The sequence below is a fragment of the Zoogloea sp. 1C4 genome, from assembly GCF_009469605.1.
Classification (GTDB): Bacteria; Pseudomonadota; Gammaproteobacteria; order Burkholderiales; family Rhodocyclaceae; genus Zoogloea; species Zoogloea oryzae.
The window spans coordinates 230,205-256,708 of the sequence record NZ_SSXU01000002.1 but is presented as its reverse complement, the minus strand read 5'-3'; the positions used below and the strand labels follow the sequence as shown (position 1 = coordinate 256,708).

The following is a 26,504-nucleotide window of genomic DNA, read 5'->3' as shown; positions in this document are numbered from 1 at the left end:
GTTTGTAACCTTGGTTACCGACAGGCGGTCGGCGGGTGTGGAAAGATCGGACCACATTCCAACAACACCCGAGGAAGAACGATGAAAACGACCCGCATCCTGACGATCGCCGCCGCCCTTTCGGCCCTCACCGCCCCGGCCTTCGCCGGCGACTGGCAGTTCCTGCCGATTGCCGACAAGGGCTACGCCCCGAACTTCGTGGCGTCGGTGACCGGCGGCATCATGGACCCGCAGCACGCCAAGAGCGGCGACGCCTGGGGCCTGGAGCTGGCCATGAACTGCGGCCTGATCCAGACGCCCACCGGCGTGGTGCGCACCAAGCTGTCGGTGAACAAGTTCGACAAGGGCGGGCTTGACCTCACCACCGTCGAACTCAACCCGCGCTGGACGATCCCCGTCGCCAAGGACGTGACCTTCGGCATCGGCCCCGGCATCGGCTGGGTGAAGGCCGACGCGGGCAACCGCACCGTGGACATGTTTGCCTGGCAGGCCGGCGCCGATCTGGACTACCGCATGGGCCAGCTCAACCTGGGCCTTGGCGCGCGCTGGCAGGACACCGTCGGCAAGACGATCGCCACCGGCCAGCACGGCGCCGACAACTGGCTGGTTCAGGCCAAGGTCGGCATCGCGTTCTGACCCTCTCGCCCACCGCGTTGCACCAGGCCGCCTGCGGGCGGCCTTTTGCATGGTGTTCACAGCGCGGTGTCGAGGCCGGCTTCGGCGATCTCGGCCGCACGCAGCATGGCGCGGGCCTTGCTCTGGGTTTCCTGCCACTCGGACTGGGGATCGGAATCGGCGACGATGCCGGCGCCCGCCTGGACGTGGATCTTGCCGTCCTTGACCACCGCGGTGCGGATGGCGATGGCCAGATCCATGTCGCCGTGGAAGCCCAGATAGCCGACCGAGCCGGCGTAGATGCCGCGCTTGGTGGGTTCGAGCTCGTCGATGATCTCCATCGCCCGCAGCTTGGGCGCGCCCGACACGGTGCCCGCCGGGAAGGTGGCGCGCAGCACGGCCAGGGCGTCGAGCCCGTCCTTGAGCTTGCCCTCGACGTTGGAGACGATGTGCATCACGTGGGAGTAGCGCTCGACGGTGAAGCGCTCGGTGACCTTGACGCTGCCGGTGGTGGCCACGCGACCGCAATCGTTGCGGCCCAGGTCGAGGAGCTGGAGGTGCTCGGCGCGCTCCTTCTCGTCGGCCAGCAGTTCTTCTTCGAGGGCGAGATCCTCGTCGTGGGTGGCGCCGCGCTTGCGGGTGCCGGCGATGGGGCGCACGGTGACGTTGTTGTCTTCGAGGCGCACCAGGATCTCCGGCGAGGCGCCGACGACCTGGAATTCCTCGAAGTTGAAATAGAACATGTAGGGCGACGGGTTGAGGCTGCGGATCGCCCGGTACAGGGCCATCGGGGACGCCCCGAAGGGCTTGCTCATGCGCTGGCTGAGCACCACCTGCATGATGTCGCCCTCGACAATGTAGTCCTTGGCCCGCTGCACGGCAGCCTTGAAGGCCTCCTCGCCGAAGCTGGAGACCGCCTCGGTGGGCGCGGCGCGCACATCGGCCGGCACATTGACCGGCTCGCGCAGCTTGCCGAGCAGCTCCTTCAGGCGCTTCTGGGCGCGCTTGTAGGCGTTGGGCACCTCGGGCTCGGCGTACACCACCAGGGTGAGCTTGCCGGAGAGGTTGTCGACGATGGCGATCTCTTCGGACAGCAGCAGCAGGATGTCGGGCGTGCCGAGCTCGTCGGTCTTCTCGGTTTTGGCGAGACGCGGCTCGATGTAGCGCACGGTGTCGTAGCCGAAGCAGCCGACGAGGCCACCGGCAAAGCGCGGCAGGTGATCCCGCGGCGGCACCTTGATGCGCTGCATGAACTCGCCCACGTAGGAGAGCGGGTCGCCGTAATCGCGGCGTTCGACAAGCCGATCGTTGGTGAGCAGCAGCACGGTGCGGCCGTGCACCTCGATGCGCGTCGGCGCGGCGAGGCCGATGATCGAGTAGCGGCCGAAACGCTCACCGCCCTGCACGGATTCGAGCAGGTAGGTGTTGGGCGCGTTGGCCAGCTTCAGGTAAACGGAGAGGGGGGTATCGAGATCCGCAAAGGTTTCGAGCGTAACCGGAATGCGGTTATAGCCCTGGTCGGCCAGGGCCTGGAATTCGGCTTCGGTCATGGAGACTCCGGAAGGACATGATGCTTTTTCGCGAGGGTATCACGAGGGCTGCTCGTGACAGGTTCAGACGGGGCTCAGCAGCCCAGCCATGACCGGCCGCCGCATCCACCGGAGGTGGGGATACGAACGGCAGGGAACTCCTGTACGAAAGTCATGCGCTTCGGGGTCACGATGGAATCGGGGTGGTCCGATGAATCAGCGGATGCGCGGGAGCGCATCGACGAGGCTCGATAGTAGCCCGTCGCATTCGATGCTGTCCACCGGCATGCCTTCGCTGTAGCCATAGGTGACGAGCAGCACCGGCATGCCGGCGGCGCGGGCGGCTTCGGCGTCGTTGGCCGAGTCGCCGATCATCAGCGACTCCGCCACCGTCACTCCCAGCAGTTCGCAGGCGTGGATGAGCGGCGCCGGATGGGGTTTCTTCTCGGGCAGGGTGTCGCCGCTCACCGTGGCGCCAAAGTAACCAGCGATGCCCATCCGCTCCAGCAGCGGCCCGGTGAAGGCCGCCGGCTTGTTGGTGACGCAGGCCATCGCCACGCCCTGCGCCTGCAGCGCCGCCAGCGCCGGCACCACGCCCTCGTAGAGGGTGGTGGCGAGGCCATTGACCTCGGCGTAGTGGCGCTGGAAGGCCGCCACCGCCTCGGCCATCTCGGCGTCGCTGGCGGTGCCGTGCTCGGCCAGGCAGCGACGCACGAGGTTGAGCATGCCCTTGCCAACAAACGTGCGGATAGTGTCGATGGAATGTGGCGCGCGGCCCAGCTCGACCATCATCCGGTGACAGGCTTCGGACAGATCGGGGATGGAATCGAGCAGGGTGCCGTCCAGGTCGAACAACACGGCGCGCACCGGGCGGCCAGGGGTGTGGGCAGTCATGGCAGGGCGAGGCATCTGAAACGGAAGCCGCGCAGGATACGGGACTTCACCGGGCCGACGCCAGCATGCCGCGCCGCCAGCCGCCCATTGCGATCGCCGCCATCAGTAGCACCACGGGCAGCGCCGCCAGCAGATTGACCCGCTCCCAGCCGAGACCATCCACCAGCCGCCCGGCGAACAGCGTGGCCAGCGTGACGGTGAGGAACACCGTGCTGTCGTTGAAGGCCTGCACCGCGGGGCGCTCCTCGTCGCGGCAGGCGTCGGTGAGGAGCGTGGTGGCGCCCACGTAGAGGAAGTTCCAGCCCACGCCCACCAGGGCCAGCGCGATGCCGAAGTCGCGGATCGCGTCGCCGCCCAGCGCCCAGGCGATGCCCGCCAGATTGAGCGCCCCGCCACCGAACATCACCGCCGGCGCACCAAAGCGGCGGACCAGCGCGCCGGTGACGAAGCCCGGCGCGAACATCGCCACCAGATGCCACTGGATCACCGCGGTGGTGGCGCCGAAGTCGTGCTGCGCGCACAGCATGGCCAGCGGCGTGGCCGTCATCAGCAGGCCCATCACCCCGTAGGCGATGGCGCCGCCCGCCACCGCCAGCCGGAAGCGCCCCTGTCGGGCGATCTCGACCAGCCGGCGCGGCGCCCTGCCCCCGGCCACCGGCTGCGGTACGGCCAGCGTGAGCCGCGACCCGAGCAGCGCCGCCAGCAGGGCCACGCCCACCAGCACCGCAAAGCTGGCGGCAAAGGGCGTCGTGGCCAGATCGCGGGTGTGGCGGGCGATGATCGGCCCGAGGAAGGCCGCCAGCACGCCGCCGGCGAGGGTCAGGGAGATCGCCTGGCCTCGCCGCTCGACGGGCACGGCCTCGGCCGCCGCAAAGCGGTAGAACTGGCTGGCCGCCCCCAGCACACCCACGCCCAGCCCGGCCAGCACGAAGAGCGCGAAGCTGCGGGTCGCGATGCCGGCCATCGCCAGCGCGAGCCCGGCGGCGCCCACCAGCGCGCTGCCGACGAACACCGGCCGCCGCCCCAGCCGCGCCGACAGGCGGGCCAGCGGATGCAGCGCCAGCATGGTGGCGAGGTATTGGGCCGCCAGCGGCAGGGTGGCCCAGCCGGGCGTGGCGGCGAGATCGACGCTGACCAACGCCGAGGAAGACAGCATCAGGCTGACGACGGTCATCGCCAGCGCCTGGCTCAGGGCAAGCAGCAGGACGTTGCGGTTCATGACGGACTCCGGAAGGTTTTGACCCGCCCATCGTCGCCGGCTAGAGTGATGGCGTAAATGACACAGTTACCTCATTTCATGCCATGACTCGCACCATCCGCTTTCTGGTCTATCCGGATTTCCAGATCCTCGACGCCGCCGGCCCCCTGTCGGCCTTTGAGGCCGCCAACGGCGCGGTGCCCGGCGCCTACGCGCTGCAGCTGGTATCGCGGGATGGCGGCCTCGTGGCCAGCTCCGGCGGCATCCGCCTCGCCACCGAGCCGATGGCGGACGAGGCCGAGCCCGACACGCTCATCGTGGTGGGCGGCGACGGCGTGTATCCGGCCACCGGCTGCGCGGCCACGGTGGATTTCGTGGCCCGCAGCGGCGCGCGCCTGCGCCGGGTGGCGAGCGTGTGTTCCGGGGCCTTTCTGCTCGCCGCGGCGGGCCTGCTGGATGGCCGCCGCGCCACCACCCACTGGCAGCGCACGCCGGCCTTTGCCAAGCGCTTTCCGCAGGTGAAGCTGGAGGCCGACCGGATCTTCATCCGCGACGGCAAGGTGTGGACGTCCGCCGGCATCAGCGCCGGCATCGACCTGGCCCTGGCGCTCATCGCCGACGACCTGGGCGAAGCCGTCGCCCGCCACGCGGCGCGCCAGCTGGTGGTGTATTACCGCCGCCCGGGCGGGCAGTCGCAGTTCTCCGAACTCGCCGCCCTGCAGCCCGCCGACGGGCGCTTTGCGGCGCTGCTCGACCACATCCGCTGCCATCTCGACGCGCGGCTGGACGTGGATGCGCTGGCGCAAAAGGCGTGCATGAGCCCGCGCCACTTTTCGCGGCGCTTCACGGCGGAGGTGGGGGTGTCGCCCGCGCGGGCGGTGGAACGGCTGCGGGTCGAGGCGGCCGCGGCGCTGCTTGAGAGCGGCGGCGATTCGGTGCAGGCGGTGGCCCGGCGCTGCGGTTTCGGCGATCCGGAAAGGATGCGCCGGGCTTTCGTGAAGCTCCTGGGCGTGCCGCCGTCGGCCCGACGGCGCGCCGCAGGATGAAGCCGGATCAGCCGGCCAGGGCCTTGCGGAACTTGCCCATCACGGTGTCGTAGCGGTTCGGGTCGGAGTCGCAGGGCGCGCCGAACACGGCCGAGCCGGCCACGAAGGTGTCGGCGCCGGCGGCGGCGATCTGGGCGATGTTGTCCACCTTCACGCCGCCGTCCACTTCCAGCAGGATCTGGCGGCCGGTGCGGGCGGTGTAGGCGTCGATCTTGGCGCGGGCCTCGCGCAGCTTGTCGAGGGTGCCGGGAATGAAGGACTGGCCGCCGAAGCCCGGGTTCACGCTCATCAGCAGCACCACGTCGAGCTTGTCCATCACGTAGTCCATCCAGTTGAGCGGCGTGGCCGGGTTGAACACCAGGCCGGCCTTGCAGCCGCTGTCGCGGATCAGGCCGAGGGTGCGATCCACGTGCTCGGAGGCTTCCGGGTGGAAGGTGATGATGTCGGCGCCGGCCTTGGCGAAGTCGGGCACGATGCGGTCCACGGGCTTGACCATCAGGTGCACATCGATGGGCGCGGTGGTGTGGGGGCGGATCGCCTCGCAGACCAGCGGGCCGATGGTGAGGTTGGGCACGTAATGGTTGTCCATCACGTCGAAGTGGATCCAGTCGGCACCGGCGGCGATCACCTGGGTGACCTCCTGGCCAAGTTTCGCGAAATCGGCGGAAAGCAGGCTGGGGGCGATGCGGTAGCTCATGGGAAAGGCCCGTTTGCGGGTCGGATGACGGAGGGAGGCCGGCAGTTTACCGCTCGCAACCCGTCACGCCAACGCTGCCGGCGGTTGCAGCGCAGCGGCGATTGGGCTTCAATGAATAACCCCAACCCCGAAACGTACCCCGCACAATGACCACGACACCCAACCGGGAATCCATCCAGGTTACGGCCGTAGCCCGCTTCATCCCCGAGCAGTCCGACGTGGAGGCCAACCGCTACGTCTTCGCCTACCACATCACCATCCGCAACACCGGCAGCGTGACGGCCCAGCTCATCAGCCGCCACTGGATCATCACCGACGCCGAAGGCAAGGTGCAGGAGGTTCAGGGGTCCGGCGTGGTGGGCGAGCAGCCGGTGCTCCAGCCCGGCCAGCAGTTCGAATACACCAGCGGCTGCACCATCGACACCCCGGTGGGCACCATGAAGGGCAGCTACCAGATGGTGGCCGGCGACGGCGCCCGCTTCGACGCCCCCATCGCCGAATTCACCCTGGCGATGCCGCGCACCCTTCACTGACGCCTTACAGCGGCCGGCGCAGCCCGCCCAGCCGGCCGATCAGGCGATCCTGCCAGCGCCCCAGCAGCACCTGCCCGACGATGGCGCCGACCAGCGCCATCGCCATGTCGCTCTGGGTGTCCCACGGATCGCCCTGGGTGCCCAGGAAGGCGTCCGCGCCCTGTCCCAGCGCCACCGCGGCGCCCCACTCGATCAGCTCGTAGAGTGCCGAGATCGCCAGGCAGAGGCTGGTGACGATGTAGAACAGCCAGCCGCGCCCGCGCACCACCCGCAGCCGCAGCAGGATCTCCCGCGCCACCATCGCCGGCACCAGGCCCTGCATGAAGTGCCCGATGCGGTCATAGGGGTTGCGATCGAGCGCCAGCACATCCTGCAGCCAGAAGCCGAAGGGCACTTTGGCGTAGGTCCAGGCGCCGCCAACGATCAGCACCAGCGCGTGGGCGGCGATCAGCACCTGCAGCAGCGGCGTGAGCGGAAAGCGCCGGTGGGTGGCCACCAGCAGCGGCGCCGCGATCATCACCGGCGCCACCTCCATCCACCACGTCGCCCGGTCGAAAGGCGCGCGCGCCGACCACGCCAGCGCCGCACCCACGATCCCCAGAAGCACGAGGGGCAGCCGTCCGGCGGGCGTCGTCATGGAACGATCCGATACATGAAAGCCCCGCAGCCGGGGCAAAAGAAATCAATCGACATGCCGTTAATAGTCCGCTTTTGATAATAACTCTCGGTGGCCTGCCAGCCCGACACCTGCAGCCCCGATCCGGAGACGAGACATCATGTGGTTCAACGGTACGAAACTCCGCCAACTGGAAACCGAACTTCAGACCGCCCTGGCGCGCGAAGAAGCCCTGAAGGCTGAAGTCGCCGCCCTGCGGGACGAAATTGCCATGCTGCAGCAATCCAGCACCGAACACCAGCAGGCCGCCGCCGGGCAGCTGGCGGTCGTCGAGCGCATGAGCGCCTTCGGAGACTCGCTCACCAACGCCCAGGGCAGCCTGGCCGAAATGGCCAACCTGCTGCGCGCCGAGAAGGACAAGGCCATCGAGGCCGCCCACGTCTCCCACGCCAGCGGCCAGGCCACCACCGAGATCGCCCAGAGCCTGTCCCACCTGGCGGCCGAATCCGAAGTCTCCGCCCATCAGGTGGAAAACCTGGCCCAGCGGGCCGACGAGATCAGCACCATCGTCAAGCTGATTCACGACGTGGCCGACCAGACCAACCTGCTCGCCCTCAACGCCGCCATCGAGGCCGCCCGCGCGGGCGAAGCCGGCCGCGGTTTTGCGGTGGTGGCCGATGAAGTGCGCAAGCTCGCCGAACGCACCTCCACCGCCACCCGCGACATCTCCACCCTCGTCACGCGCATCCGCGACGACTCCACCTGCGCCCGCGACAGCATGGAAACCCTGGCCCGCACGGCCAGCGAGTTCAGCGTCCGCGGCCAGACGGCCACCGGCGACATGCAGCGCCTGATGGCCCTCTCCGGCGCCATGGAAGGGGTGATCGCCGGCAGCGCCATGAAGAGCTTCGTCGAGGTGGCCAAGATCGACCACATCGTCTTCAAGTTCCGCATCTATCTGGCCATCTTCGGCATGCTCGACCTGAAGGCCGGCGACGTGGCCAGCCACACCGGCTGCCGCCTCGGCAAGTGGTACTACGAAGGCGAAGGGCAGGCCTGCTTCAGCCGGCTGCCCGGCTACCGGGAGATCGAGCCGCCCCACGTCCGCGTGCACGCCGCCGGCATCGCCGCCCTCGAAGCCCATGCAGCCGGCGACCAGAACGCGCTCCTTCGCCACCTGGACGAAATGGAGAGCGCCTCGATGCGGGTGCTCGACAACCTCCAGAAGATGGGCGAGACCGCCGCGAGCGATCCGTCCCTGCTCTGCAACGAGCACACGCACACACATTGACGCCCCGGCCATGGCCGCCCAGAATCGGGCGCCATGCCCACCATCGATACGCTCCTCGCCTTTCTCGGCATCTCGGTCCTGATCACCCTCGCGCCGGGGCCGGACAACCTGATGGTCATCGGCCAGAGCCTGGCCCGCGGCCGCCGCGCCGGGCTGGCCTTCGGGCTCGGCTGCGCGGCCGGCTGCCTCACCCACATCGCCTGGGCCACCCTCGGGGTGGCGGCGCTGATCCGCGCATCCGCCGGGCTGTTCACGGCCTTCAAGCTGGCCGGCGCGGCGTGGCTGGTGTGGCTGGGCATCCAGGCCCTGCGTAGCGGCGGTGCCCTTTCCCCGGCGGCCGGCACGCCGCCCCGCCCGTGGCAGCGCGACGTGGCCCGGGGTTTCGTCGCCAACGCCCTCAACCCCAAGGTCGGGCTGTTCTTCCTGGCCTTCCTGCCCCAGTTTGCCGACCCGGCCCGAGGCAGCGTCTCGCTGCAGATGCTCGTCCTCGGCCTCGTGTTCATCGCCCAGACCGTCGTGATCTTTGGCTCGATGGCCTTCGCCGCCGGCCACATCGGCCGCCTGCTCGCCCGCCGCCCCCGCCTCGGCCCCTGGCTCGACCGCCTGTGCGGCGTGCTGTTCATCGGGCTGGCAGTGCGGTTGATGAGGAGTGAAGGGTAAGACGCAACGAGGCCACACCCTGCCCTTCTGCTTCCTTCCGCCCCACCCACACCCCATCGCCAGCGCACCCTCGACCAGCAAGGCCCTCCTCACTCCTCACCCCTTACTCCTCACTGCCCCCAAATGCGTCGCTCCCCTTCCGGCCCCCCTCCCGTCCCCGCCAGCGGCGAACGCCACGACTGGCAGACCATCAAGAAGCTGCTGCCCTACCTGTGGGCCTACAAGTGGCGGGTGCTGTTCGCCCTCAGCTGCCTGATCGGCGCCAAGTTCGCCAACGTGGCGGTGCCGCTGGTCTTCAAGCAACTGGTGGATGGCCTCGACCTCTCCCGGGACCAGGCCTTCATCGTGGTCCCCGCGGCGCTGCTGGTGGCCTACGGGGCGCTGCGCTTCTCCACCTCGGCCCTCACCGAGCTGCGCGAGCTGGTGTTCGCGCGGGTGACGCAGGAAGCCGTGCGGGAGATATCCCTGCAGGTGTTCCGCCACCTGCACGCCCTGTCGCTGCGCTTTCACCTGGAACGCCAGACCGGCGGCCTGACCCGTGACATCGAGCGCGGCACCCGCTCCATCGGCTCGCTGATCAGCTACACCCTGTATTCGATCCTCCCCACCTTCGTCGAGATCGGGCTGGTGGTGGGCATCCTGCTGGTGAAGTACGAACCCAGCTTCGCCCTCATCACGGTGTTCACCCTCACGCTGTACGTCACCTTCACCTTCAAGGTCACCAACTGGCGCACCGCCCTGCGCCGCCAGGCCAACGAGCTGGATTCCGCCGCCAACGCCCGGGCCATCGACAGCCTGATCAACTTCGAGACGGTGAAGTACTTCAACAACGAGGCCTTCGAGACCCGCCGCTACGACACCGAGCTGGCCAAATGGACGGCCGCCCAGATCAAGAACCAGAAGTCCCTGTCGCTGCTCAACGTGGGCCAGGCGGCGATCATCGCCTGCGGCGTCACCGCGATGATGTGGCGCGCGGCGCTGGGCGTGGCCGACGGGCGGATGACCCTCGGCGACCTGGTGCTGGTCAATGCCTTCCTGATCCAGCTCTACATCCCCCTCAACTTCCTGGGCGTGCTGTACCGGGAGATCCGCCAGGCCCTCACCGACATCGAGCGCATGTTCGGCCTGATGGGCACTCACCGCGAAGTGGCCGACGCACCCGATGCCGAGCCCCTCGCCCGCGGTGCCGCCGACGTGCGCTTCGACCACGTGGGCTTTGCCTACGACCCGGCCCGCAAGATCCTCCACGACGTGGATTTCGCCATCCCCGCCGGCCACACGGTGGCGGTGGTGGGGCACTCCGGCTCGGGCAAATCCACCCTCGCCCGGCTGCTGTTCCGCTTCTACGACGTGCAGACGGGCGCCGTGCGCATCAACGGCCAGGACATCCGCCAGCTCACCCAGGACAGCCTGCGCGCCGCCATCGGCATCGTTCCGCAAGATACCGTGCTGTTCAACGACACCCTGTTCTACAACATCCAGTACGGCCGCCCCGACGCCAGCCGCGACGAGGTGGAAGCCGCCGCCCGCGCCGCCCAGCTGTCGAGCTTCATCGAGCGCCTGCCCGACGGCTGGGAGACCCGCGTCGGCGAGCGCGGCCTCAAGCTCTCCGGCGGCGAGAAGCAGCGCGTCGCCATCGCCCGCACCCTGCTCAAGAACCCCGACATCCTGATCTTCGACGAAGCCACCTCGGCGCTGGATTCGCAAACCGAGAAGGCCATCCAGGCCCAGCTCGACGCCGCCGCCCGGGGCCGCACCACGCTGGTCATCGCCCACCGACTGTCCACCGTGATGAACGCCGACGAGATCATCGTGCTCGATCAAGGCCACATCATCGAGCGCGGTCACCACACCGACCTGCTCGCCAGGGGCGGCGCCTACGCCCGCATGTGGCAGCTGCAGCAGCAGGAAGAAGCCGGCGCCGAAGCCGCAGCCTGAGCCCGCCGGATGAAGGGCGGAGGCCCGTAGATCAAGCACCTGGCGCCTTCCATCCTTCATCCGATAGTCTCCACCCTCGATGGGAAGCGTCCCATTGATGGTTTGGACTATCGGATCAGCGATGGCGCCGGCGAGATCGATCATGGCGCGCGCCAGATGATCGATGGCACGACGCCCATCGGTCATCTACCGACGCCCGTGGATCATCGGGTCCGCCCGATACCTCATCCTGGCGTGGCGGATGTCGGACTGAAGTCCGACCTACAGGGAGCACCGCCGCCCCATTCCCCACGACCAAGAGCACCACCGCCCTGTAGGTCGGACTTCAGTCCGACACCGCCCATCCCCACCGGACAACAGAATCACCGGGCTTAACCCCGCCGTAACAGTCCTTGCGTAGTGTTTCCCGGATTTGCATCCACCGCCTTGCAAGGAGTTGCCCCCATGTTGTTCGCCAAACGTCTGCTGGCCGTCGTCGTGCCGGCCCTGCTCGCCACCCCCGCGGCCCACGCCGGGGTTTCCCTCATCGGCATCGGCCAGCTCGCCGGTTCCGATCTGTCCGGTCTCAGCGGCACCCTCGAAAACGGCGCTGCCGCCAACATCCTGGGCGGCATGGGCTCGGCCATCGCCTGGGCCGGCGGCGACACCTTCTACGCCACCCCCGACCGCGGCCCCAACGCCAGCAGCTGGAACGCCGCGGTGGATGAAACCACCTCGTGGATTCCCCGCTACCAGACGGTAAGCCTCGGCCTCGCCAGCGCCAGCTTCACCACCGGCGCCGTCGCCACCCTCAGCCCCAGCCTCACCGCCACCACCCTGCTCTCCAGCACCAGCGCGCTCAACTACGGCAGCGCCCCGGTGCTCACCGGCAGCAGCGGCCAGCACTACTTCACCGGCCGCTCCGATGCCTTTGGCGCCGGCCTCTCCACCAACAGCAACAACGCCCGCTTCGACCCCGAAGGCATCCGCGTGGCCGCCAACGGCCAGAGCGTCTTCATCACTGACGAATACGGCCCCTACGTCTATCAGTTCGACAAGACCACCGGCAACCGCATCAACGTGTTCACCCTGCCCGAGAAGTTCGCGGCGAGCACCCTGTCGGCCCAGGGCGCCACCGAAATCAGCGCCAACACCAGCGGCCGCGTGGCCAACAAGGGCATGGAAGGCCTCGCCATCACCCCCGACGGCAAGACCCTGGTGGGCGTGATGCAGAGCCCGCTGCAGCAGGACGGCGGCACCGACGCCAGCACCGTGCGCATCGTCACCATCGACATCGCCAGCGGCCAGATCACCCACGAATACGCCTACAAGCTCGACAACATCGGCACCGTCGCCAAGCCCAAGTACGGCAGCATCAGCGAGATCGTCGCCATCAACGACCACGAGTTCATCCTCGACGAGCGCGACGGCAAGGGCCTGGGTGACGACTCCAAGGCCGTCCAGAAGAAGCTCTATCGCGTCGACCTCGCCGGTGCGGCGGACGTCTCGGCCCTCACCGGCGAAGCGGCGCTGGCCCCCAAGGCCGTCGCCAAGAGCCTGTTCGTCGATCTGGTCACCCTGCTCAAGGCCAACGGCTTCACCGACCGTACGATCCCCGCCAAGATCGAAGGTCTCGCCTTCGGCCCCGACGTGCTGGTGGACGGCGTGCTCCAGCACACCCTGATCGTGGTGAACGACAACGACTTCCTGGATACCGTGTCGGTGCAGGGCACCCCCACCGCCAACCCCAACCAGTTCTTCGTGCTCGGCATCACCGACGACGTGGTGGCCGGCTTCCAGGCCCAGCAGATCCCCGAGCCCGCCACCCTCGCCCTCGCGGCCCTGGGCGTCGGTGGCCTCGTGCTGCGCCGCCGCCAGCGCTGATCCACCCGCCTCAAAAAGCAAAAGGCCCGCTCCGGCGGGCCTTCTTCATGGGGCGGACGAAACCTCAGCAGCGCCCGGTGAGCAGGAACACCGGGTAATCCCGCTGGGGCTTCCTCACCACGCTGGCGGACACCACCGCCACCTCGCCAAAGCCCGCGGCTTCGGCAATCCGGCTGATCTCGGCCCGGTCGAAGCCGTTGTGGAAGACGCCGGTGTCTTCAGAATGGAAGCTGCCGTCCTCGCTGTCGAGGTCGGCCAGGGCGATGAAGCCGCCGTCCTTCAGCATCGCCCGGAAGCGCCGAAAGAGCGCGCCGATGTCTTCCACGTGGTGCAGGGTCATCGACGAGATGATCCCGTCGAAGGGCCCGTCGATCGCCTCGCGCACCAGATCCACCGGCCGGATGTCCACCGGGCAGCCCAGCTTCGGGATCTTCTCGGCCAGCTGGCGGTTCATGGATTCGGATACATCCACCGCGGTGATCTTCCCCACCAGCGGGGCGATGCGCTCCAGCAGCAGGCCGGTGCCGGAGCCGAAATCCATCAGGTGCATCGTCCGGTCGAGGCGGAGGGTCGCCTGCAGCGCCTCGGCGATGGCCGCCACGTTGTCGACGCGGGCGGTGTTCTGGTCAAAGCTCGCCGCCTTGTGGGCAAAGTAATCCCTGGACATGGTCTTCCTGCAATCAAGTGCGCGCTGCGCGGGAGCGCCGATTGTCGCCCGACCGGGCCGGTGGAGGAAAGTCAGCCCGCCTTGGGCTTCTTCGGCTTCTTGGGTTTGGGCAGGGGCAGCGCGTCGGCGGTCAGGCGGATCAGCCGCGCAAACCAGTCCCGCTCGTCCAGCTCATCGGCGATCAGCATCCAGGGCTTGGCGCCGGGATACGGAAAGCCCTCGGTCACCGTGCCCACCCACGCCGCGCCCGGCGCGGTGGGTTTGACGAACACCTGGTTGTCGCACACCAGCGCCACCACCTTGCCCTCGCAGTACAGCGCGTACTCGCCGAACATCCTGCGAAAGCTCATGCTCCCCGCCGATGCAGCCTGATCCGCCACGTATTCGATGAATTCCCGCTCGGTTGCCATGCGCAGCCTCTTCCTCGATCACACCGGGCGCAGCTTGCCCGCACTCGCGCCCCATTCCAAGCCCTGTACGCACCCTTTGTAGGTCGGACTTCAGTCCGACACCACTGCTCGATCCGGCCAGGTCTGTCGGACTGAAGTCCGACCTACAATGGCGCCCTCCGCGCCTTGGGGCAAAATAGCCCCGCCGACACCCGCCGCCTGCTCATGCCCGCCCTTTCCCGCAGCATCGCCCACCTGGACATGGACGCCTTCTTCGCGTCGGTGGAGTTGCTGCGCTACCCGCAACTGCGCGGCCAGGCGGTGGTGGTGGGCGGGCGCCGGGCCGGCGGCGACGGCGGGGATTTCCCGCGCCTTGCCACCTACGTGGGCCGCGGCGTCATCACCACCGCCACCTACGAGGCCCGGGCGCTGGGCGTGCATTCGGGCATGGGGCTGATGAAGGCCGCCCAGCTGGCGCCCGAGGCCATCCTGCTGTCGGCCAACTTCGACGCCTACCGGCATTACTCGCGGCTCTTCAAGGCCGCCGTGCGCAACCTTGCGCCCCAGGTGGAAGACAGGGGCATCGACGAGATCTACATCGACCTCTCCGCCCTCAACCCGGACGGCAGCGTCGATGGCGCCCGGCAGATCGCCCTGCAGCTCCAGCAGGCGGTGCGGGACGCCACCGGGCTCTCCTGCTCCCTCGGCGTCGCCCCCAACAAGCTGCTCGCCAAGCTGTGCTCCGACCTGGACAAGCCCGCCGGGATCACCGTGGTCACCGCCGACGACCTGCCCGCGCGCATCTGGCCGCTGCCCGCCAAGCGCATCAACGGCATCGGCCCCAAGGCTGCCGCGCGGCTGGAGGAACTCGGCATCGTCACCATCGGCGAGCTCGCCGGCGCCGACCCGGCCTGGCTGCAGGATCACTTCGGCGAGCGCTACGGGGTGTGGCTGCATCGCGCGGCGCGGGGCGAGGACGAGCGCCCGGTGGTCACCGAGAGCGAGCCCAAGAGCCTCTCCCGCGAGACCACCTTCGAGCGCGACCTCCACCCCAAGGGCGACCGGCCCGAGCTATCCACCCGCTTCACCCGCCTGTGCGAGCAGCTCGCCGACGATCTCGCCCGCAAGGGCTACGTGGGCAAGACGGTGGGCCTCAAGCTGCGCTTCGACAACTTCCACACCGTCACCCGCGACCAGACCCTGCCCCTGCCCGTGGGCGACGCCGCGGCGATCCGCCGGGTCGCCGGCGAATGCCTCAAGCGCGTGCCGCTCGATCGGCGCATCCGCCTGCTGGGGGTGAAGGTGAGCAGCCTGATCCGTCGCGACGCCGTGCGCCTCCCCGACGAGCGGCCCACCCAGGGCGAACTCTTCGACTGACGACGGCCCCGGCCGGCTTACGCCCCCCGGAAAAACCCCAACACCACCCACCCCGGCCAAAGTCGGACTAAAGTCTGGCCTTCAGCACAACAAGACCTCAGGAGTACGGCATGACCCACCCGACGCTCGAAACCGCCCTGCCCGCAGCCATCGAGCCCTGGCGCCAGAATCTCCGCGGCGAACACGACGCCCTGCTGCGCGGCCCGCGCGCCGACTGGTGGTGGACCGGCCTCGCCCCGTCCGCCTGCCCCGGCTGCCAGCCCGGCGGCACCCTCACGGCCTTGCCCGCGCCCAACCTCGCCACCTGCACCCGCAACCAGGTGCTGGCCGTCTTCGACAACGGTTGGACGCTCACCGAGACCCTCTTCTCCGCGCTGCAGGGCGAGGAAGCCTTCTACCGGCCGCCCTACCACCACCTGCGCCACCCGATGATCTTCTACTACTGTCATCCGGCGGCGCTGTACATCAACAAGCTGCGGGTGGCCGGGCTGATCCCGGCGCCGCTCAACCCCTACTTCGAGCGGATTTTTGAAACCGGCGTGGACGAGATGCGCTGGGACGACATGTCGAAGAACGAGATGCTGTGGCCCAGCTTCGCCGAGGCCCACACCTATCGCCAGCAGGTCTACACCACCGTCCGCAACCTCATCGAGACCCACCCGGATCTCGCCGACGGCCACGCCCCGATCACCATGAACCACCCCCTGTGGGCGTTGTTCATGGGCTTCGACCACGAGCGCATCCACCTCGAAACCTCGTCGGTGCTGATCCGCGAGCTGCCCGTCGCCTTCCTCGCCCGCCCCGCCGGCTGGCCGGCACTCCACGCCGGCGCCGGCACCGAGACCGGCTTTCCGCCCAAGGCCGGGCAGGATTACCCGACGCCGCGACTCGTCGATATCGCCACCACCGCCGTGCGCATGGGCAAGCCGGTGGACTGGCCCAGCTTCGGCTGGGACAACGAATACGGCGAGCGCCGCGTGGGCGTGCAGGCCTTCAAGGTGGAAGACCAGCTGGTGAGCAACGGCGCCTTCCTGGAATTCATCCAATCCGGCGGCTACCTCGAACCCCGCTGGTGGACCGAAGCCGGCTGGGCCTGGCGCGGCTTCCGCAACAGCAAGTGGCCGTGTTTCTGGGTGCCCGAAGGCCCCGCCGGCCTGCACCGCTACCGCCTGCGCACGCTCTTCGAGACCATCCCGATGCCCTGGAACTGGCCCGCCGAGGTCAACGCCCACGAGGCGATGGCCTACTGCGCCTGGCGCAGCCATCGCGACGGCGCGCCCTGTCGCCTGCCCACCGAGGCCGAGCACCAGGCCATGCGCGACGCCGCCTGGGCCGACACCGACCCGGCCTCCCGCGCGGACGGCGCCACCCTCGGCCGCGAGACGGGCTGGAACACCCAGCTCGCCTGCGGATCGCCCTGGCCGGTGGATGCCGGCAAGCCCGCCGCCAGCGGTGTGCGCGATGTCTTTGGCAACCTGTGGCAGTGGATCGGCGACGACTTCAACCCGCTGCCCGGCAGCAAGGTCCATCCCTACTACGACGACTTCTCCACCCCCTGCTACGACGGCCAGCACCAGATGATGCTGGGCGGCTCGTGGGTATCCTGCGGCGACGAGGCCAGCGTGTGGGCGCGCTTCCACTTCCGCCCGCACTTCTTCCAGCACGCCGGCTTCCGGGTGGTGCAGGCCGACCACGACGGCGGGGTGGTGAAGCTCGCCGCCGCCGACGCCGGCCGGCAGGTGTATGAAGACGCCCGCGTCGTGGACGAATACATGCTCCTCCACCACGGCGCCCCGGCCACCCAGATGCCCTGGCCCGGCGGCCCCCAGTGTTCCACCGCCTTCCCCCAGCGCTGCGCCCACTGGCTGCTGGAAGGCGCCGAACGCTACGGCAGCGGCACCGCCCGGGCGCTGGACATCGGCTGCGCGGTGGGTGGTGCCAGCTTCGAGCTCGCCCGCAGCTTTGAAGCGGTGCTGGGCGTCGATCTCTCCCGCGCCTTCATCGATGCCGCCGAGCAGCTCCAGAAAACCGGCAGCCGCGACTACTTCCGCCGCGACGAGGGCGACCTGGGCGACACCGTCACCGCCCGCATCGACCCCGCCATCGACCGCAGCCGGGTGAGCTTCCGCCAGGCCGACGCCTGTTCGCTGCCCGCCGAGCTGGTGGATTTCGACGCCGTGATGCTGGCCAACCTGCTGTGCCGCCTGCCCAGCCCCAAGTCGCTCCTCGGCCGGCTCGGCGGCCAGCGCGGGCTGGTCAAGGTGGGCGGTCTCGTCGCCCTGTTCTCGCCCTACTCGTGGCTGGAGCAATTCACCCCGCGGGAGGCCTGGCTTGGCGGCTACAGCAACAACGGCGCCGCCATCAAGAGCGCCGACGCCCTCAAAGCCTTCCTGCGGGACGAAGGCTTCGTGCTGCGCCGCGAGGAGGAAGTGCCGCTGGTGATCCGCGAACACCGCCGCAAGTACCAGTTCATCGTCACCCACGGGATGCTCTGGCAGCGGGAACAGTAGGCCGGACTTCAGTCCGACATCGATGCGCCCCGGAGTCTGCCCCGGTTTGTCGGACTGAAGTCCGATCTGCAGGCTCCGCGGGCTGCACCGAGCCCCCTACGCAATCCAACGTATTTCCCGCCCAGCGGTGGCCACCTAATCTGCGGACTTCCCTTCCAGGAGTCCACGATGAACCGCGAAGAAGTCACCGACCTGATCGTCACCCGCAAGATCGAGAAGAAGCTGACCTGGGCCCAGCTGGCCGAGGTGGTGGGCCACAGCAAGGAATGGAGCACTGCCGCGCTGCTGGGCCAGATGACCCTCACCGAGGCCGAGGCGAAGGCCGTCGGCGCGGCGCTCGATCTGCCGGAAGCGGCGATCACCCAGCTGCAGGTGGTGCCCTACAAGGGCTCGCTGCCAACCGCCGTGCCCACCGACCCGCTGATCTACCGCTTCTACGAGCTCATCAACGTGTATGGCACCACCTTCAAGGCGCTGATCCACGAGGAGTTCGGCGACGGCATCATGAGCGCCATCGACTTCAACATGGATCTGACCCGCGAGCCCGACCCGAAGGGCGACCGGGTGCGCATCACCATGAGCGGCAAGTTCCTGCCCTACAAGACCTACTGAAAGACCGAGTGAACGCACGAAGCCCCGGCCTGCCGCAGCGGGACGGGGCTTCGGGCGTACCGTCGGCGCTCAGGCGCGCAGCAGGGCCTTCACCAGCCGCTCGGAGAGCTGGTCTTCGGTGAATTGCGGCTCGTTGGGCGGGTAGAGCGAGTTCTCCTCGATCTCGAAGCCTTCGGCCAGGGCCAGGGCGCGCAGCTCCTTGATCTTCTGGCAGGCCTTCAGTTGGGCGCCCAGTTCGGCAGTGGCGCGGGCTTTGTCGGAAAAGGCTTTGATGGGTGCGACGGACATGCTGACTCCTTGTGGGTGGTGAGCACCGGCATTCACGAAACCCGCCTCACGCCGGGTAGTCGAGGCATTCCTCTTCCCCGTTGGCGTCGTGGATGAGGGCCTGCGCAAGCCGGCCATCGGCGTGATACCGGTACTCGTGACACACCTCGATCTCGCCATAGACGACCTTCTCGCACCGCACCAGCCGGCCGTCGGCATCGAAGCCGCCCCGGTAGAAGGTGTTGCGGTTGCGCATGTCCTCGCTCGCCAGCTCGCCGACGAGCTTGAGGGGCAGGCGCACGCCGCTGTAGCTGGTGAAGTAGCGCGTGGTGACGTTGTTGGCCGTCATGGTGGGATGAGCCGTGTCGGGTTGTTGACAAAAACCCCGGAAATCACGGGGGCGTGGACCCTCACAGCAATTTCGGTGCCAAACAGCCCGGCGGCGACACGTCAGGGGGCGCCCTGTAGGTCGGACTTCAGTCCGACATTCGGAGGTGGGGCGCGAGCGGTGCGTTTCTCGGCGTGCGTTGTCGGACTGAAGTCCGACCTACATCCGACCTACAGGAGAATCCGGCCTCTCAGCCCAGCCCGTACTTGCGGATCTTGTCGTGGAGCGTGGTCTTGGCCACGGCCAGCGCCTCGGCCGCGCGGGCGAGGCTGCCGTGGCGGCGCAGGGCGTCGGCGATGAGGGCGCGCTCGAAGGCCTCGACGGTCTCGGCGAGCGGCTGGGGGCCGTCCGGGCGGGCCTCGCCGAAGGGCGGCGAGCCGCCTTCGATGCCCAGCACGCAGCGGTCGGCCACGTTGCGCAACTCGCGCACGTTACCCGGCCACGGGTAGCCCATCAGCTGCTGGATGCGCCCGGCCGGCGTGTCGGGCACCGGGCGGTTGTGGCGGGCCGCCGCCTGGAGCAGGAAGTGCTCGAAGAGCAGCGGGATGTCGTCGCGGCGCTCCCGCAGCGGCGGCAGGTTGATGGTGGCGACACTCAGGCGGTAGTACAGGTCGTTGCGGAAGCCGCCCTTGGCGGAGAGCGCCAGCAGATCGCACTTGGTGGCGGCGATCACCCGGCAGTCGATGGGGATGGACGTGTTGGAGCCAAGGCGCTCCAGGGTGCGCTCCTGCAGCACCCGCAGCAGCTTGATCTGCATGGCCACCGGCATGGTCTCGATCTCGTCGAGGAACAGCGTGCCGCCGCTGGCGTGCTCGATCTTGCCGATGCGGCGCTTGGCGGCGCCGGTGTAGGCGCCGGCCTCGTGGCCGAAGATCTCGCTGTCGAACAAGGTTTCGGGCAGGCCGCCGCAGTTGATGGCGACGAAGTTGCCCTTGCGGCGGGCGCTGGCCTCGTGGAGGCAGCGGGCCACCAGCTCCTTGCCGGTGCCGGTCTCGCCGTGGATCAGCACGTCGGCGGCGCTGTCGGCGAGGCCGCTGACCAGCGCGCGCACCTTCTCCATGCCCGGGCCACGGCCAATCAGCCGGCCTTCGAGCTGGTCGCGCTGCTCGAGCTGGTGGCGCAGATCGCGCACCTCCATCACCAGCCGGCGTTTCTCCAGTGCGCGGCGCACCACGTCCACCAGGTATTCGGGCGCGAAGGGTTTCTGGATGAAGTCGTAGGCGCCGTCCTTCATGGCCTGCACGGCCATGGTCACGTCGCCGTGGCCGGTGATCATCACCACCGGCAGCTGCGGGTCCAGCGCCAGCAGCTCGCGCAGGAAGGCCATGCCGTCGAGGCCCGGCAGGCGGATGTCGCTCACCACCACGCCGGGAAAATCCCGCCCCAGCCGGCGCCGGGCGGCTTCGGCGCTGCCGGCGCATTCGGCGGCGATGCCTTCGAGCTGCAGGGCCTGCTCGCAGCCCAGAGCCACGTCCGGGTCGTCCTCGATGATCAGCACCTTGGGGGTTTCACTCATGGCGGGCGGTCTCGTCGGCAAGGGGGATGTCCAGCGTGAACACGGCGCCGCCTTCCGGGTGGTTGGCCCCGGTGAGCGTGCCGCCGAAGTCGCGCACGATGCCGGCGGAGATGGTGAGCCCGAGGCCCAGCCCGGCGCCGGCCGACTTGGTGGTGAAGAAGGGCTCGAACAGGTGGGCCAGCGCCTCGTCGGCGAGGCCCGGGCCGTGGTCGCGCACCGACAGGCGCACCCGGTCGCCGGACACGGCCACGTCGAGCTCGATGCACGGTTCGGGCACGTCGTCCATGGCGTCGAGGGCGTTGCCGATCAGGTTGACCAGCACCTGCTCCAGCCGGTTGGCGTCGCACAGGGCGAAGGGTTCGGGCAGCGGGCAGTGGCGGCGCACCTCGGCGCGGCTCTGGCGCAGGCGCTGTTCGAGCAGCGCCTGGGCGTTGTCGATGGCACGGCACAGGGCCACCGGCTGGGCCTGGCCGCTGGACTTGCGGGCGAAGGCGCGCAGCTGGCCGGTGATGTTGCCCATGCGGTCCACCAGGTGACCGATGCGTTCGAGGTTGGAGCGGGCGGTATCGGTGTCGCCCCGCTCCAGAAAGCGCGCGGCGTTGCCGGAGAGCGTGCGCAGCGCGGCCAGAGGCTGGTTGAGCTCGTGGGCGATGCCGGTGGCGAGCTGGCCGATCACCGCCAGCTTGCCGGCCTGCACCAGCTCGTCCTGGGCGGCGCGCAAGGTGCGCTCGGCAGCGGTGCGCTCGACCACCTCGCCCTGTAGCTGCTGGTTGGCGGCGGAGAGGTCGGCGGTGCGCTCCTCGACCTTGCGTTCGAGCTCGTCGTGGGCTTTCTGCAAGGCGGCGCGGGCGGCGAGCTTGGCCTTCAGGTGGCGGCGGCGCTCATCGAGCATCATGCCCAGCATGAAGATGAAGGCCGCGCCCACCACCGCCAGCGCGGTGCGGCTCTGGACCATGTCGTCTACCTGTTCCAGGTGCGACAGCACGGTGAGCGTCCACGGCGTGCCGGGCAGCGGGCGCGATTGCGCCAGGAAACGCCCGGCCACCGGATACACCGACACCGGCTCGGGCGAGGCGCGGGCGATGCGCACGAGGCGCGCGCCGTGGTCGAGCTCGGCAATTTCCTGCAGGCCCAGGGGCTTGAGGGCGCGGCGGTTGTACTGCAGGGTCTGGTCGAAGGCGCTGCGGGTGGCGTCGTCCAGCGGGCGCAGGGTGGTGAACTTCCAGTCGGCCACCGAGCCGAGGATCACCACGCCGTTCTCGTCGCTGACCATCGCCGGCGCCTCGACGGTGCTCCAGGTTTTCTCCAGCTGGTCGAGGCTGACCTTGATGACCGCCACGCCCAGGGTACGGCTGTCGTCCACCAGGGTGGAGGCCAGGTAGTAGCCGGGCTCGCCGCGGGTGGTGCCGATGCCGAAGAAGCGCCCGCTGCCGGTGGCCATGGCGTCGCGAAAATACGGGCGGAACGACAAGTCCTCGCCCATGAAGCTGTCGGCCCGGCGCCAGTTGCTGGTGGCCACCACGTGGCCTTTGGCGTCGATCACGTAGATCGACAGGGTGCCGGCGCGCTCGTTGAGCTGTTCGAGATAGGCATTGACCTGGGGCGCGAGGTGGGCGCCGTCGGACTGGCGCAGCAGGTCGAGCACGTCGCGCTCCAGCCCCAGCGTGCCGGGCAGGAAGGCGTACTTGCCGATCTCGCGCTCCAGGCTGGCGGAGTACAGGTCGAGCCGGTGCAGCCCGGTGGCCTGCAGCTCGGCCAGGCCCAGCTGCTCGGCGAGCCGGTGGGCCACGAAGCCGGTCAGGCTCATCAGGGCCAGCATCAGCAGGAAGATCGGCAGGCTGTGCAGGAATCGGCGGGACATGGTGGTCAATGCGGGGGGTTGATCCTATGGTAGCAGCGGCGGCGCGCGGGCTCAGAGCAGATCGTGGAGCTGCTTGACGATCAGCACCGCCACCACCAGCAGGAAGGCCTTGCGGATGAAGCCCGCCCCGTGACGCAGCGCCAGATGGGTGCCGAGCTGGGCACCGGCGAGGTTGCACACCGCCATTGTCAGGCCCACCGCCCACAGGATGGGCCCGTGGCTGGCGAAGAAGGCGATGGCCGACACGTTGGTGGCGCTGTTGATGACCTTGGCGCTGGCCGAAGCGCGCACAAAGTCCATCCCGAAGAGGCGCACGAAACCGAAGATCAGGAAGCTGCCGGTGCCCGGCCCGAAGAAGCCGTCGTAGAGCCCGATCACCAGCCCGAACAGCGCGCCACGCCAGGCGTCGCCGGGACGCGGCTCGTGGGTCTCCGTCTGGCCCAGATCCTTGCGCAGGAAGGTGTAGATCGCCACCGCCAGCATCATCACCACCACCAGCGGGCGCATCGCCTCGCGGGACAGCCAGGCCACCACCGCCGCACCGAGCCACGCGCCCACCAGCGCCGCGCCGGTGGCGGGCAGCACCAGCCGCCACGGGATCTTCACCGCCCGGGCGTAGCGCCACAGGGCGGCGCCGGTGCCGGCGATGCTCGACACCTTGTTGGTGCCGAAGAGGGTCGGGATGGCTGTCTGAGGGAAGGACGTCAGCAGCACGGGAATCTGAATGAGCCCGCCGCCGCCCACCACGGCATCGACCATGCCGGCGAAGAAGGCTGCGGGAGCGAGGATGAACCAGTCGATAGTCATGATCCGGAAGGGAAAAAAGCCCGGCGCGGGGGAGCGCCGGGCAAGGAGATGGGGCGGATGGGAGGGCCGCCCTCATCAGGGAGGATCGTTGGTGGGTGGGTGGGTGGGTGGGTGGGGAGTGGGGAATGGGAAGTGGGAAGTGGGCCCCACTCCCTACTCCCCACTACCCACCTTCCCATCAAGCCAAGGCCGGGACGCTGTCGTCGCCTTCCACCGGCAGGGCCTCTTCGATGTCGGCGAGGGCCGGGTCCACCGGGTCGATGGCGCCTTCCCACTTGGCCACCACGGCGGTGGCGATGGCGTTGCCGAGCACGTTGGTCACGGTGCGGCCCATGTCGAGGAAGTGGTCGATGCCCAGCACCAGCAGCAGGCCGGCTTCCGGCAGGCCGAACATCGGCAGCACGGCGGCCACCACCACCAGGGATGCACGCGGCACGCCGGCGATGCCCTTGCTGGAGACCATCAGCACCAGCAGCATGGTGATCTGGGCGCCGAGGGTGAGCGGGATGTCGTAGGCCTGGGCCACGAACAGCGCGGCGAAGGTGGTGTAGATCATCGAGCCATCCAGATTGAAGGAGTAGCCCAGGGGCAGCACGAAGCTGGTGACGCGGTTGCGGATGCCGAACTTCTCGAGCTGTTCCATCAGCTTCGGATACACCGACTCGCTGCTGGCGGTGGAGAAGCCCACCAGCATCGGGCCGCGCACCAGCTTGAGCAGGCGGAAGACATCCTTGCCGAGCACGAAGTAGCCGGCGGCGATGAGCACGCACCACAGGGCGGCCAGCGCCACGTAGAAGCTCACCAGCAGCTTGCCGAACACCAGCAGCATGCCCAGGCCCTGGGTGGTGATGGCACCGGCCACGGCGCCGAACACGCCCACCGGGGCAAAGCGCATCACGTAGTCGGTGACCTTCAGCATCACGTGCACCACCTCTTCCATCGTGCACACCAGGCTGCGGGCGGTCTGGTTGTGCAGGTGGCCGAGGGCCAGCCCGAAGAACACCGAAAACACCAGGATCTGCAGGATCTCATTGGCCGCCATCGCCTCGAAGATGTTCTTCGGGAAGACGTGGGTGATGAAGTCCTTCAGGTTGAGGGCGCCGGTCTTCAGGTTGGTGGCGGAACCCACGTCCGGCAGCGGCACGCCCAGGTGGGCGCCCGGCTGCAGCAGGTTGGCGAACACCAGCCCGAGCAGCAGCGAACAGAACGACGCGCCGACGAACCAGCCCAGCGCCTTGGCGCCGATGCGCCCGACGGTCTTCGAGTCACCCATCCCGGCCAGGCCCGCCACCAGGGTGGCAAACACCAGCGGGGCGATGATCATCTTGATGAGGCGCAGGAAGATGTCGGTGAGGATGCCGAAGTAGCTGGCGATCTCCTTCGCCTGGGCAGGACTACCGGCCAGCGTGTTGCACGCGTAGCCGACGATGACGCCGAGCAGCAGGGCGATGCCGATCAGGGTCGTGAGCCGGTTCATTTTCATGATGAATTCCTCGAGGTCGGATGCGGGTGGGGATCAGGCGGCGTGGGCGGTCGTCGCGTTGGCGGGAAGGGTCGGAATCGGCTGGGGCCGGGTGAGCACTTCGGGGCGCAGCACCTCGGCCAGCTGGCCGGCGCTCATCAGGCCGCGCTCCAGCACGATCTCGGCAACACCCCGGCCACTGGCGTGGGCCTCGGCGGCCACCTCGGTGGCGTTGGCGTAGCCGATGTAGGGGTTGAGGGCGGTGACGATGCCGATGGAGCGGGCGACGCTCTCGCGAAGGGCGTCGCGGTTGGCGGTGATGCCCTCGACGCAGTGGCTGGCCAGCGCGCGGCAGGCGTTGGTGAGGTGCAGCACGCTCTTGAAGAGGCTGTGGGCAATGATCGGCTCGAAGGCGTTGAGCTGGAGCTGGCCGGCTTCGGCGGCGAAGGTGACGGTCATGTCGTTGCCGATCACCTCGAAGGCCACCTGATTGACCACTTCCGGGATCACCGGATTGACCTTGCCCGGCATGATCGACGAGCCGGCCTGGCGCGGCGGCAGGTTGATCTCGCCGAAGCCCGCGCGGGGGCCGGACGACAGCAGGCGCAGGTCGTTGCACACCTTGGAGAGCTTGACCGCGACGCGCTTGAGCACGCCGGAGAGCTGCACGAAGCTGCCGCAATCCTGGGTGGCCTCGACGAGGTTGGGCGCGGTGACCACCGGGATGCCGCTGATCTCGGCGAGCTTGCGGCACACCAGCGGGGCGTAGTCCGGGTGGGCGTTGATGCCGGTGCCGATGGCGGTGGCGCCGAGGTTGATTTCGCGGATCAGCAGCGCGGCCTCCTGCAGGCGGGCTTCGTCCTCGCCGAGCATCACGGCGTAGGTGGAGAACTCCTGGCCGAGGGTCATCGGCACGGCGTCCTGCAGCTGGGTGCGGCCCATCTTGAGCACGTCGGCGAACTCCACCGCCTTGCGCTCGAAGGCGCCCCTCAGCCCGGCCATCGCGTCGATCAGCCGGAAGATGCCCACGTAGGTGGCGAGCTTGAGGGCGGTGGGATACACGTCGTTGGTCGATTGACTCATGTTGACGTGCTCGTTGGGGTGCAGCTTCGCGTAATCGCCGCGGGCGTGGCCGAGGAGCTCCAGCGCACGGTTGGCGATCACCTCGTTGGCGTTCATGTTGGTGGAGGTGCCGGCACCGCCCTGGATCACATCCACCACGAATTGATCGTGCAGGTTGCCGTCGATCACCTCGCGGCAGGCGGCGACGATGGCGTCGGCGCGGGTCGCGTCGAGCAGGCCCAGCTTCTGGTTGGCCCGGGCGGCGGCCTGCTTGATCTGGGCGAGGGCGCGGATCAGGTCGGGATAGACGACGATGGAGATGCCGGTGATGTCGAAGTTCTCGCGGGCCCGCAGGGTGTGCACGCCAAAGTAGGCGTCGGCGGGGACTTCGCGGTCGCCAAGCAGATCGTGTTCGAGGCGGAAGCTGGGGGTGGTCATGTTTTTTGTCTCCGGTTTTATTGGCAGCGCCACTGCGGGCGCCATGCCTTATCCATTGCACGGCGCGTGCCAGCCTGCCGGAGACAGCAACACACTGATCGGATTGGATTTTTTATTTGAGGGCGCGAGACGGAAAACGGATTTCCGGATTTGCGCCGGAAAAGGCGTTCGGAAATCCGAACGATCGGGGACGAATCGGAGCGGGGAATGTCGGACTGAAGCCCGACCTGCACGGCGTGAGGGCCGGCGAACCTGTAGGTCGGGCTTC

At 68.6% G+C, this 26,504-nt stretch carries 24 protein-coding genes; 10 read left to right on the top strand and 14 right to left on the bottom strand.

Annotated features, from left to right (window positions below; all coding sequences use genetic code 11):
• Positions 1-81 precede the first annotated feature (81 nt).
• On the top strand, positions 82-636 hold the full coding sequence (locus tag GH681_RS03650; protein WP_153160099.1) for a hypothetical protein: 555 nt from the start codon (positions 82-84) through the stop codon (positions 634-636).
• 56 nt (positions 637-692) lie between these two features.
• On the opposite strand, the gene trpE is transcribed toward GH681_RS03650, so the two are convergent.
• The 3 genes from trpE to GH681_RS03635 all read right to left on the bottom strand — a co-directional run bounded on the left by trpE (position 693) and on the right by GH681_RS03635 (position 4,257).
• Positions 693-2,165 (bottom strand): anthranilate synthase component I, encoded by a 1,473-nt coding sequence (trpE, locus tag GH681_RS03645; protein WP_153160098.1) that lies wholly within the window; start codon positions 2,163-2,165, stop codon positions 693-695.
• Positions 2,166-2,360: 195 nt separating this feature from the next.
• Positions 2,361-3,038 (bottom strand): phosphoglycolate phosphatase, encoded by a 678-nt coding sequence (locus GH681_RS03640; RefSeq protein WP_153160097.1) that lies wholly within the window; start codon positions 3,036-3,038, stop codon positions 2,361-2,363.
• A gap of 46 nt (positions 3,039-3,084) precedes the next feature.
• Positions 3,085-4,257, bottom strand: a complete 1,173-nt coding sequence (locus GH681_RS03635; protein WP_153160096.1) for an MFS transporter — start codon at positions 4,255-4,257, stop codon at positions 3,085-3,087.
• 83 nt (positions 4,258-4,340) lie between these two features.
• Here GH681_RS03635 and GH681_RS03630 point away from each other — a divergent pair, with 83 nt between their 5' ends.
• Positions 4,341-5,282 carry a GlxA family transcriptional regulator gene (locus GH681_RS03630; RefSeq protein ID WP_153160095.1) on the top strand — a complete coding sequence of 314 codons (942 nt, stop codon included), beginning with the start codon at positions 4,341-4,343 and terminating at the stop codon, positions 5,280-5,282.
• 7 nt (positions 5,283-5,289) lie between these two features.
• Here GH681_RS03630 and rpe read toward each other — a convergent pair whose 3' ends face one another.
• Positions 5,290-5,979 (bottom strand): ribulose-phosphate 3-epimerase, encoded by a 690-nt coding sequence (gene rpe, locus GH681_RS03625; protein WP_153160094.1) that lies wholly within the window; start codon positions 5,977-5,979, stop codon positions 5,290-5,292.
• A gap of 146 nt (positions 5,980-6,125) precedes the next feature.
• Here rpe and apaG point away from each other — a divergent pair, with 146 nt between their 5' ends.
• A complete protein-coding gene (apaG, locus tag GH681_RS03620) occupies positions 6,126-6,512 on the top strand; it encodes a Co2+/Mg2+ efflux protein ApaG (protein ID WP_153160093.1) in 387 nt (128 codons plus the stop codon).
• Between the two features lie 4 nt (positions 6,513-6,516).
• Here the strand turns inward: apaG and GH681_RS03615 are convergent, their stop codons facing one another.
• Positions 6,517-7,149, bottom strand: coding sequence for a DUF2238 domain-containing protein (locus tag GH681_RS03615; RefSeq protein ID WP_153160092.1), 633 nt, complete (start codon positions 7,147-7,149; stop codon positions 6,517-6,519).
• Between the two features lie 139 nt (positions 7,150-7,288).
• Here GH681_RS03615 and GH681_RS24030 point away from each other — a divergent pair, with 139 nt between their 5' ends.
• From GH681_RS24030 to GH681_RS03595, 4 genes are all read left to right on the top strand, one after another.
• Entirely contained in the window at positions 7,289-8,419 is a 1,131-nt protein-coding gene (locus tag GH681_RS24030; RefSeq protein ID WP_153160091.1) for a methyl-accepting chemotaxis protein, read from the top strand.
• A 33-nt stretch (positions 8,420-8,452) separates the two neighbouring features.
• Entirely contained in the window at positions 8,453-9,079 is a 627-nt protein-coding gene (locus GH681_RS03605; RefSeq protein ID WP_153160090.1) for a LysE family translocator, read from the top strand.
• Positions 9,080-9,202: 123 nt separating this feature from the next.
• Positions 9,203-11,017, top strand: a complete 1,815-nt coding sequence (locus tag GH681_RS03600) for an ABC transporter ATP-binding protein/permease (protein ID WP_153160089.1) — start codon at positions 9,203-9,205, stop codon at positions 11,015-11,017.
• A gap of 444 nt (positions 11,018-11,461) precedes the next feature.
• Entirely contained in the window at positions 11,462-12,880 is a 1,419-nt protein-coding gene (locus GH681_RS03595) for an esterase-like activity of phytase family protein (RefSeq protein ID WP_153160088.1), read from the top strand.
• A 64-nt stretch (positions 12,881-12,944) separates the two neighbouring features.
• Here the strand turns inward: GH681_RS03595 and GH681_RS03590 are convergent, their stop codons facing one another.
• Complete coding sequence (locus GH681_RS03590) at positions 12,945-13,547, bottom strand: class I SAM-dependent methyltransferase (RefSeq protein WP_153160087.1); 603 nt, start codon at positions 13,545-13,547, stop codon at positions 12,945-12,947.
• A 71-nt stretch (positions 13,548-13,618) separates the two neighbouring features.
• Entirely contained in the window at positions 13,619-13,957 is a 339-nt protein-coding gene (locus tag GH681_RS03585) for a TfoX/Sxy family protein (RefSeq protein ID WP_153160086.1), read from the bottom strand.
• 204 nt (positions 13,958-14,161) lie between these two features.
• Between GH681_RS03585 and dinB the strand changes: the two genes are divergently transcribed.
• The 3 genes from dinB to cynS all read left to right on the top strand — a co-directional run bounded on the left by dinB (position 14,162) and on the right by cynS (position 18,435).
• On the top strand, positions 14,162-15,313 hold the full coding sequence (dinB, locus tag GH681_RS03580; protein WP_153160085.1) for a DNA polymerase IV: 1,152 nt from the start codon (positions 14,162-14,164) through the stop codon (positions 15,311-15,313).
• 110 nt (positions 15,314-15,423) lie between these two features.
• A complete protein-coding gene (gene ovoA / locus GH681_RS03575) occupies positions 15,424-17,823 on the top strand; it encodes a 5-histidylcysteine sulfoxide synthase (protein ID WP_153160084.1) in 2,400 nt (799 codons plus the stop codon).
• Between the two features lie 168 nt (positions 17,824-17,991).
• A complete protein-coding gene (gene cynS / locus GH681_RS03570) occupies positions 17,992-18,435 on the top strand; it encodes a cyanase (protein ID WP_153160083.1) in 444 nt (147 codons plus the stop codon).
• 69 nt (positions 18,436-18,504) lie between these two features.
• Here the strand turns inward: cynS and GH681_RS03565 are convergent, their stop codons facing one another.
• The 7 genes from GH681_RS03565 to aspA all read right to left on the bottom strand — a co-directional run bounded on the left by GH681_RS03565 (position 18,505) and on the right by aspA (position 26,236).
• Entirely contained in the window at positions 18,505-18,723 is a 219-nt protein-coding gene (locus GH681_RS03565; protein ID WP_153160082.1) for a Nif11-like leader peptide family natural product precursor, read from the bottom strand.
• Positions 18,724-18,769: 46 nt separating this feature from the next.
• On the bottom strand, positions 18,770-19,051 hold the full coding sequence (locus GH681_RS03560) for a DUF6156 family protein (RefSeq protein WP_153160081.1): 282 nt from the start codon (positions 19,049-19,051) through the stop codon (positions 18,770-18,772).
• Between the two features lie 229 nt (positions 19,052-19,280).
• On the bottom strand, positions 19,281-20,606 hold the full coding sequence (locus tag GH681_RS03555; RefSeq protein WP_153160080.1) for a sigma-54 dependent transcriptional regulator: 1,326 nt from the start codon (positions 20,604-20,606) through the stop codon (positions 19,281-19,283).
• The gene (locus tag GH681_RS03550; protein ID WP_153160079.1) at positions 20,599-22,467 is read right to left on the bottom strand and encodes an ATP-binding protein; all 1,869 of its coding nucleotides are present in this window, start codon (positions 22,465-22,467) and stop codon (positions 20,599-20,601) included. The genes GH681_RS03555 and GH681_RS03550 overlap by 8 nt, the downstream gene beginning before the upstream one ends.
• 51 nt (positions 22,468-22,518) lie before the next feature.
• The gene (locus GH681_RS03545; RefSeq protein ID WP_153160078.1) at positions 22,519-23,274 is read right to left on the bottom strand and encodes a TSUP family transporter; all 756 of its coding nucleotides are present in this window, start codon (positions 23,272-23,274) and stop codon (positions 22,519-22,521) included.
• A gap of 178 nt (positions 23,275-23,452) precedes the next feature.
• Positions 23,453-24,757 (bottom strand): dicarboxylate/amino acid:cation symporter, encoded by a 1,305-nt coding sequence (locus GH681_RS03540; RefSeq protein ID WP_153160077.1) that lies wholly within the window; start codon positions 24,755-24,757, stop codon positions 23,453-23,455.
• Between the two features lie 33 nt (positions 24,758-24,790).
• Positions 24,791-26,236, bottom strand: a complete 1,446-nt coding sequence (gene aspA, locus GH681_RS03535) for an aspartate ammonia-lyase (protein WP_153160076.1) — start codon at positions 26,234-26,236, stop codon at positions 24,791-24,793.
• Positions 26,237-26,504: the final 268 nt, after the last annotated feature.

Bases quoted from the DNA above. Each gene is read 5' to 3' on its own strand.
- GH681_RS03650 (WP_153160099.1), top strand. From the start codon at position 82: ATGAAAACGACCCGCATCCTGACGATCGCCGCCGCCCTTTCGGCCCTC.
- trpE (WP_153160098.1), bottom strand. From the start codon at position 2,165: ATGACCGAAGCCGAATTCCAGGCCCTGGCCGACCAGGGCTATAACCGC.
- GH681_RS03640 (WP_153160097.1), bottom strand. From the start codon at position 3,038: ATGACTGCCCACACCCCTGGCCGCCCGGTGCGCGCCGTGTTGTTCGAC.
- GH681_RS03635 (WP_153160096.1), bottom strand. From the start codon at position 4,257: ATGAACCGCAACGTCCTGCTGCTTGCCCTGAGCCAGGCGCTGGCGATG.
- GH681_RS03630 (WP_153160095.1), top strand. From the start codon at position 4,341: ATGACTCGCACCATCCGCTTTCTGGTCTATCCGGATTTCCAGATCCTC.
- rpe (WP_153160094.1), bottom strand. From the start codon at position 5,979: ATGAGCTACCGCATCGCCCCCAGCCTGCTTTCCGCCGATTTCGCGAAA.
- apaG (WP_153160093.1), top strand. From the start codon at position 6,126: ATGACCACGACACCCAACCGGGAATCCATCCAGGTTACGGCCGTAGCC.
- GH681_RS03615 (WP_153160092.1), bottom strand. From the start codon at position 7,149: ATGACGACGCCCGCCGGACGGCTGCCCCTCGTGCTTCTGGGGATCGTG.
- GH681_RS24030 (WP_153160091.1), top strand. From the start codon at position 7,289: ATGTGGTTCAACGGTACGAAACTCCGCCAACTGGAAACCGAACTTCAG.
- GH681_RS03605 (WP_153160090.1), top strand. From the start codon at position 8,453: ATGCCCACCATCGATACGCTCCTCGCCTTTCTCGGCATCTCGGTCCTG.
- GH681_RS03600 (WP_153160089.1), top strand. From the start codon at position 9,203: ATGCGTCGCTCCCCTTCCGGCCCCCCTCCCGTCCCCGCCAGCGGCGAA.
- GH681_RS03595 (WP_153160088.1), top strand. From the start codon at position 11,462: ATGTTGTTCGCCAAACGTCTGCTGGCCGTCGTCGTGCCGGCCCTGCTC.
- GH681_RS03590 (WP_153160087.1), bottom strand. From the start codon at position 13,547: ATGTCCAGGGATTACTTTGCCCACAAGGCGGCGAGCTTTGACCAGAAC.
- GH681_RS03585 (WP_153160086.1), bottom strand. From the start codon at position 13,957: ATGGCAACCGAGCGGGAATTCATCGAATACGTGGCGGATCAGGCTGCA.
- dinB (WP_153160085.1), top strand. From the start codon at position 14,162: ATGCCCGCCCTTTCCCGCAGCATCGCCCACCTGGACATGGACGCCTTC.
- ovoA (WP_153160084.1), top strand. From the start codon at position 15,424: ATGACCCACCCGACGCTCGAAACCGCCCTGCCCGCAGCCATCGAGCCC.
- cynS (WP_153160083.1), top strand. From the start codon at position 17,992: ATGAACCGCGAAGAAGTCACCGACCTGATCGTCACCCGCAAGATCGAG.
- GH681_RS03565 (WP_153160082.1), bottom strand. From the start codon at position 18,723: ATGTCCGTCGCACCCATCAAAGCCTTTTCCGACAAAGCCCGCGCCACT.
- GH681_RS03560 (WP_153160081.1), bottom strand. From the start codon at position 19,051: ATGACGGCCAACAACGTCACCACGCGCTACTTCACCAGCTACAGCGGC.
- GH681_RS03555 (WP_153160080.1), bottom strand. From the start codon at position 20,606: ATGAGTGAAACCCCCAAGGTGCTGATCATCGAGGACGACCCGGACGTG.
- GH681_RS03550 (WP_153160079.1), bottom strand. From the start codon at position 22,467: ATGTCCCGCCGATTCCTGCACAGCCTGCCGATCTTCCTGCTGATGCTG.
- GH681_RS03545 (WP_153160078.1), bottom strand. From the start codon at position 23,274: ATGACTATCGACTGGTTCATCCTCGCTCCCGCAGCCTTCTTCGCCGGC.
- GH681_RS03540 (WP_153160077.1), bottom strand. From the start codon at position 24,757: ATGAAAATGAACCGGCTCACGACCCTGATCGGCATCGCCCTGCTGCTC.
- aspA (WP_153160076.1), bottom strand. From the start codon at position 26,236: ATGACCACCCCCAGCTTCCGCCTCGAACACGATCTGCTTGGCGACCGC.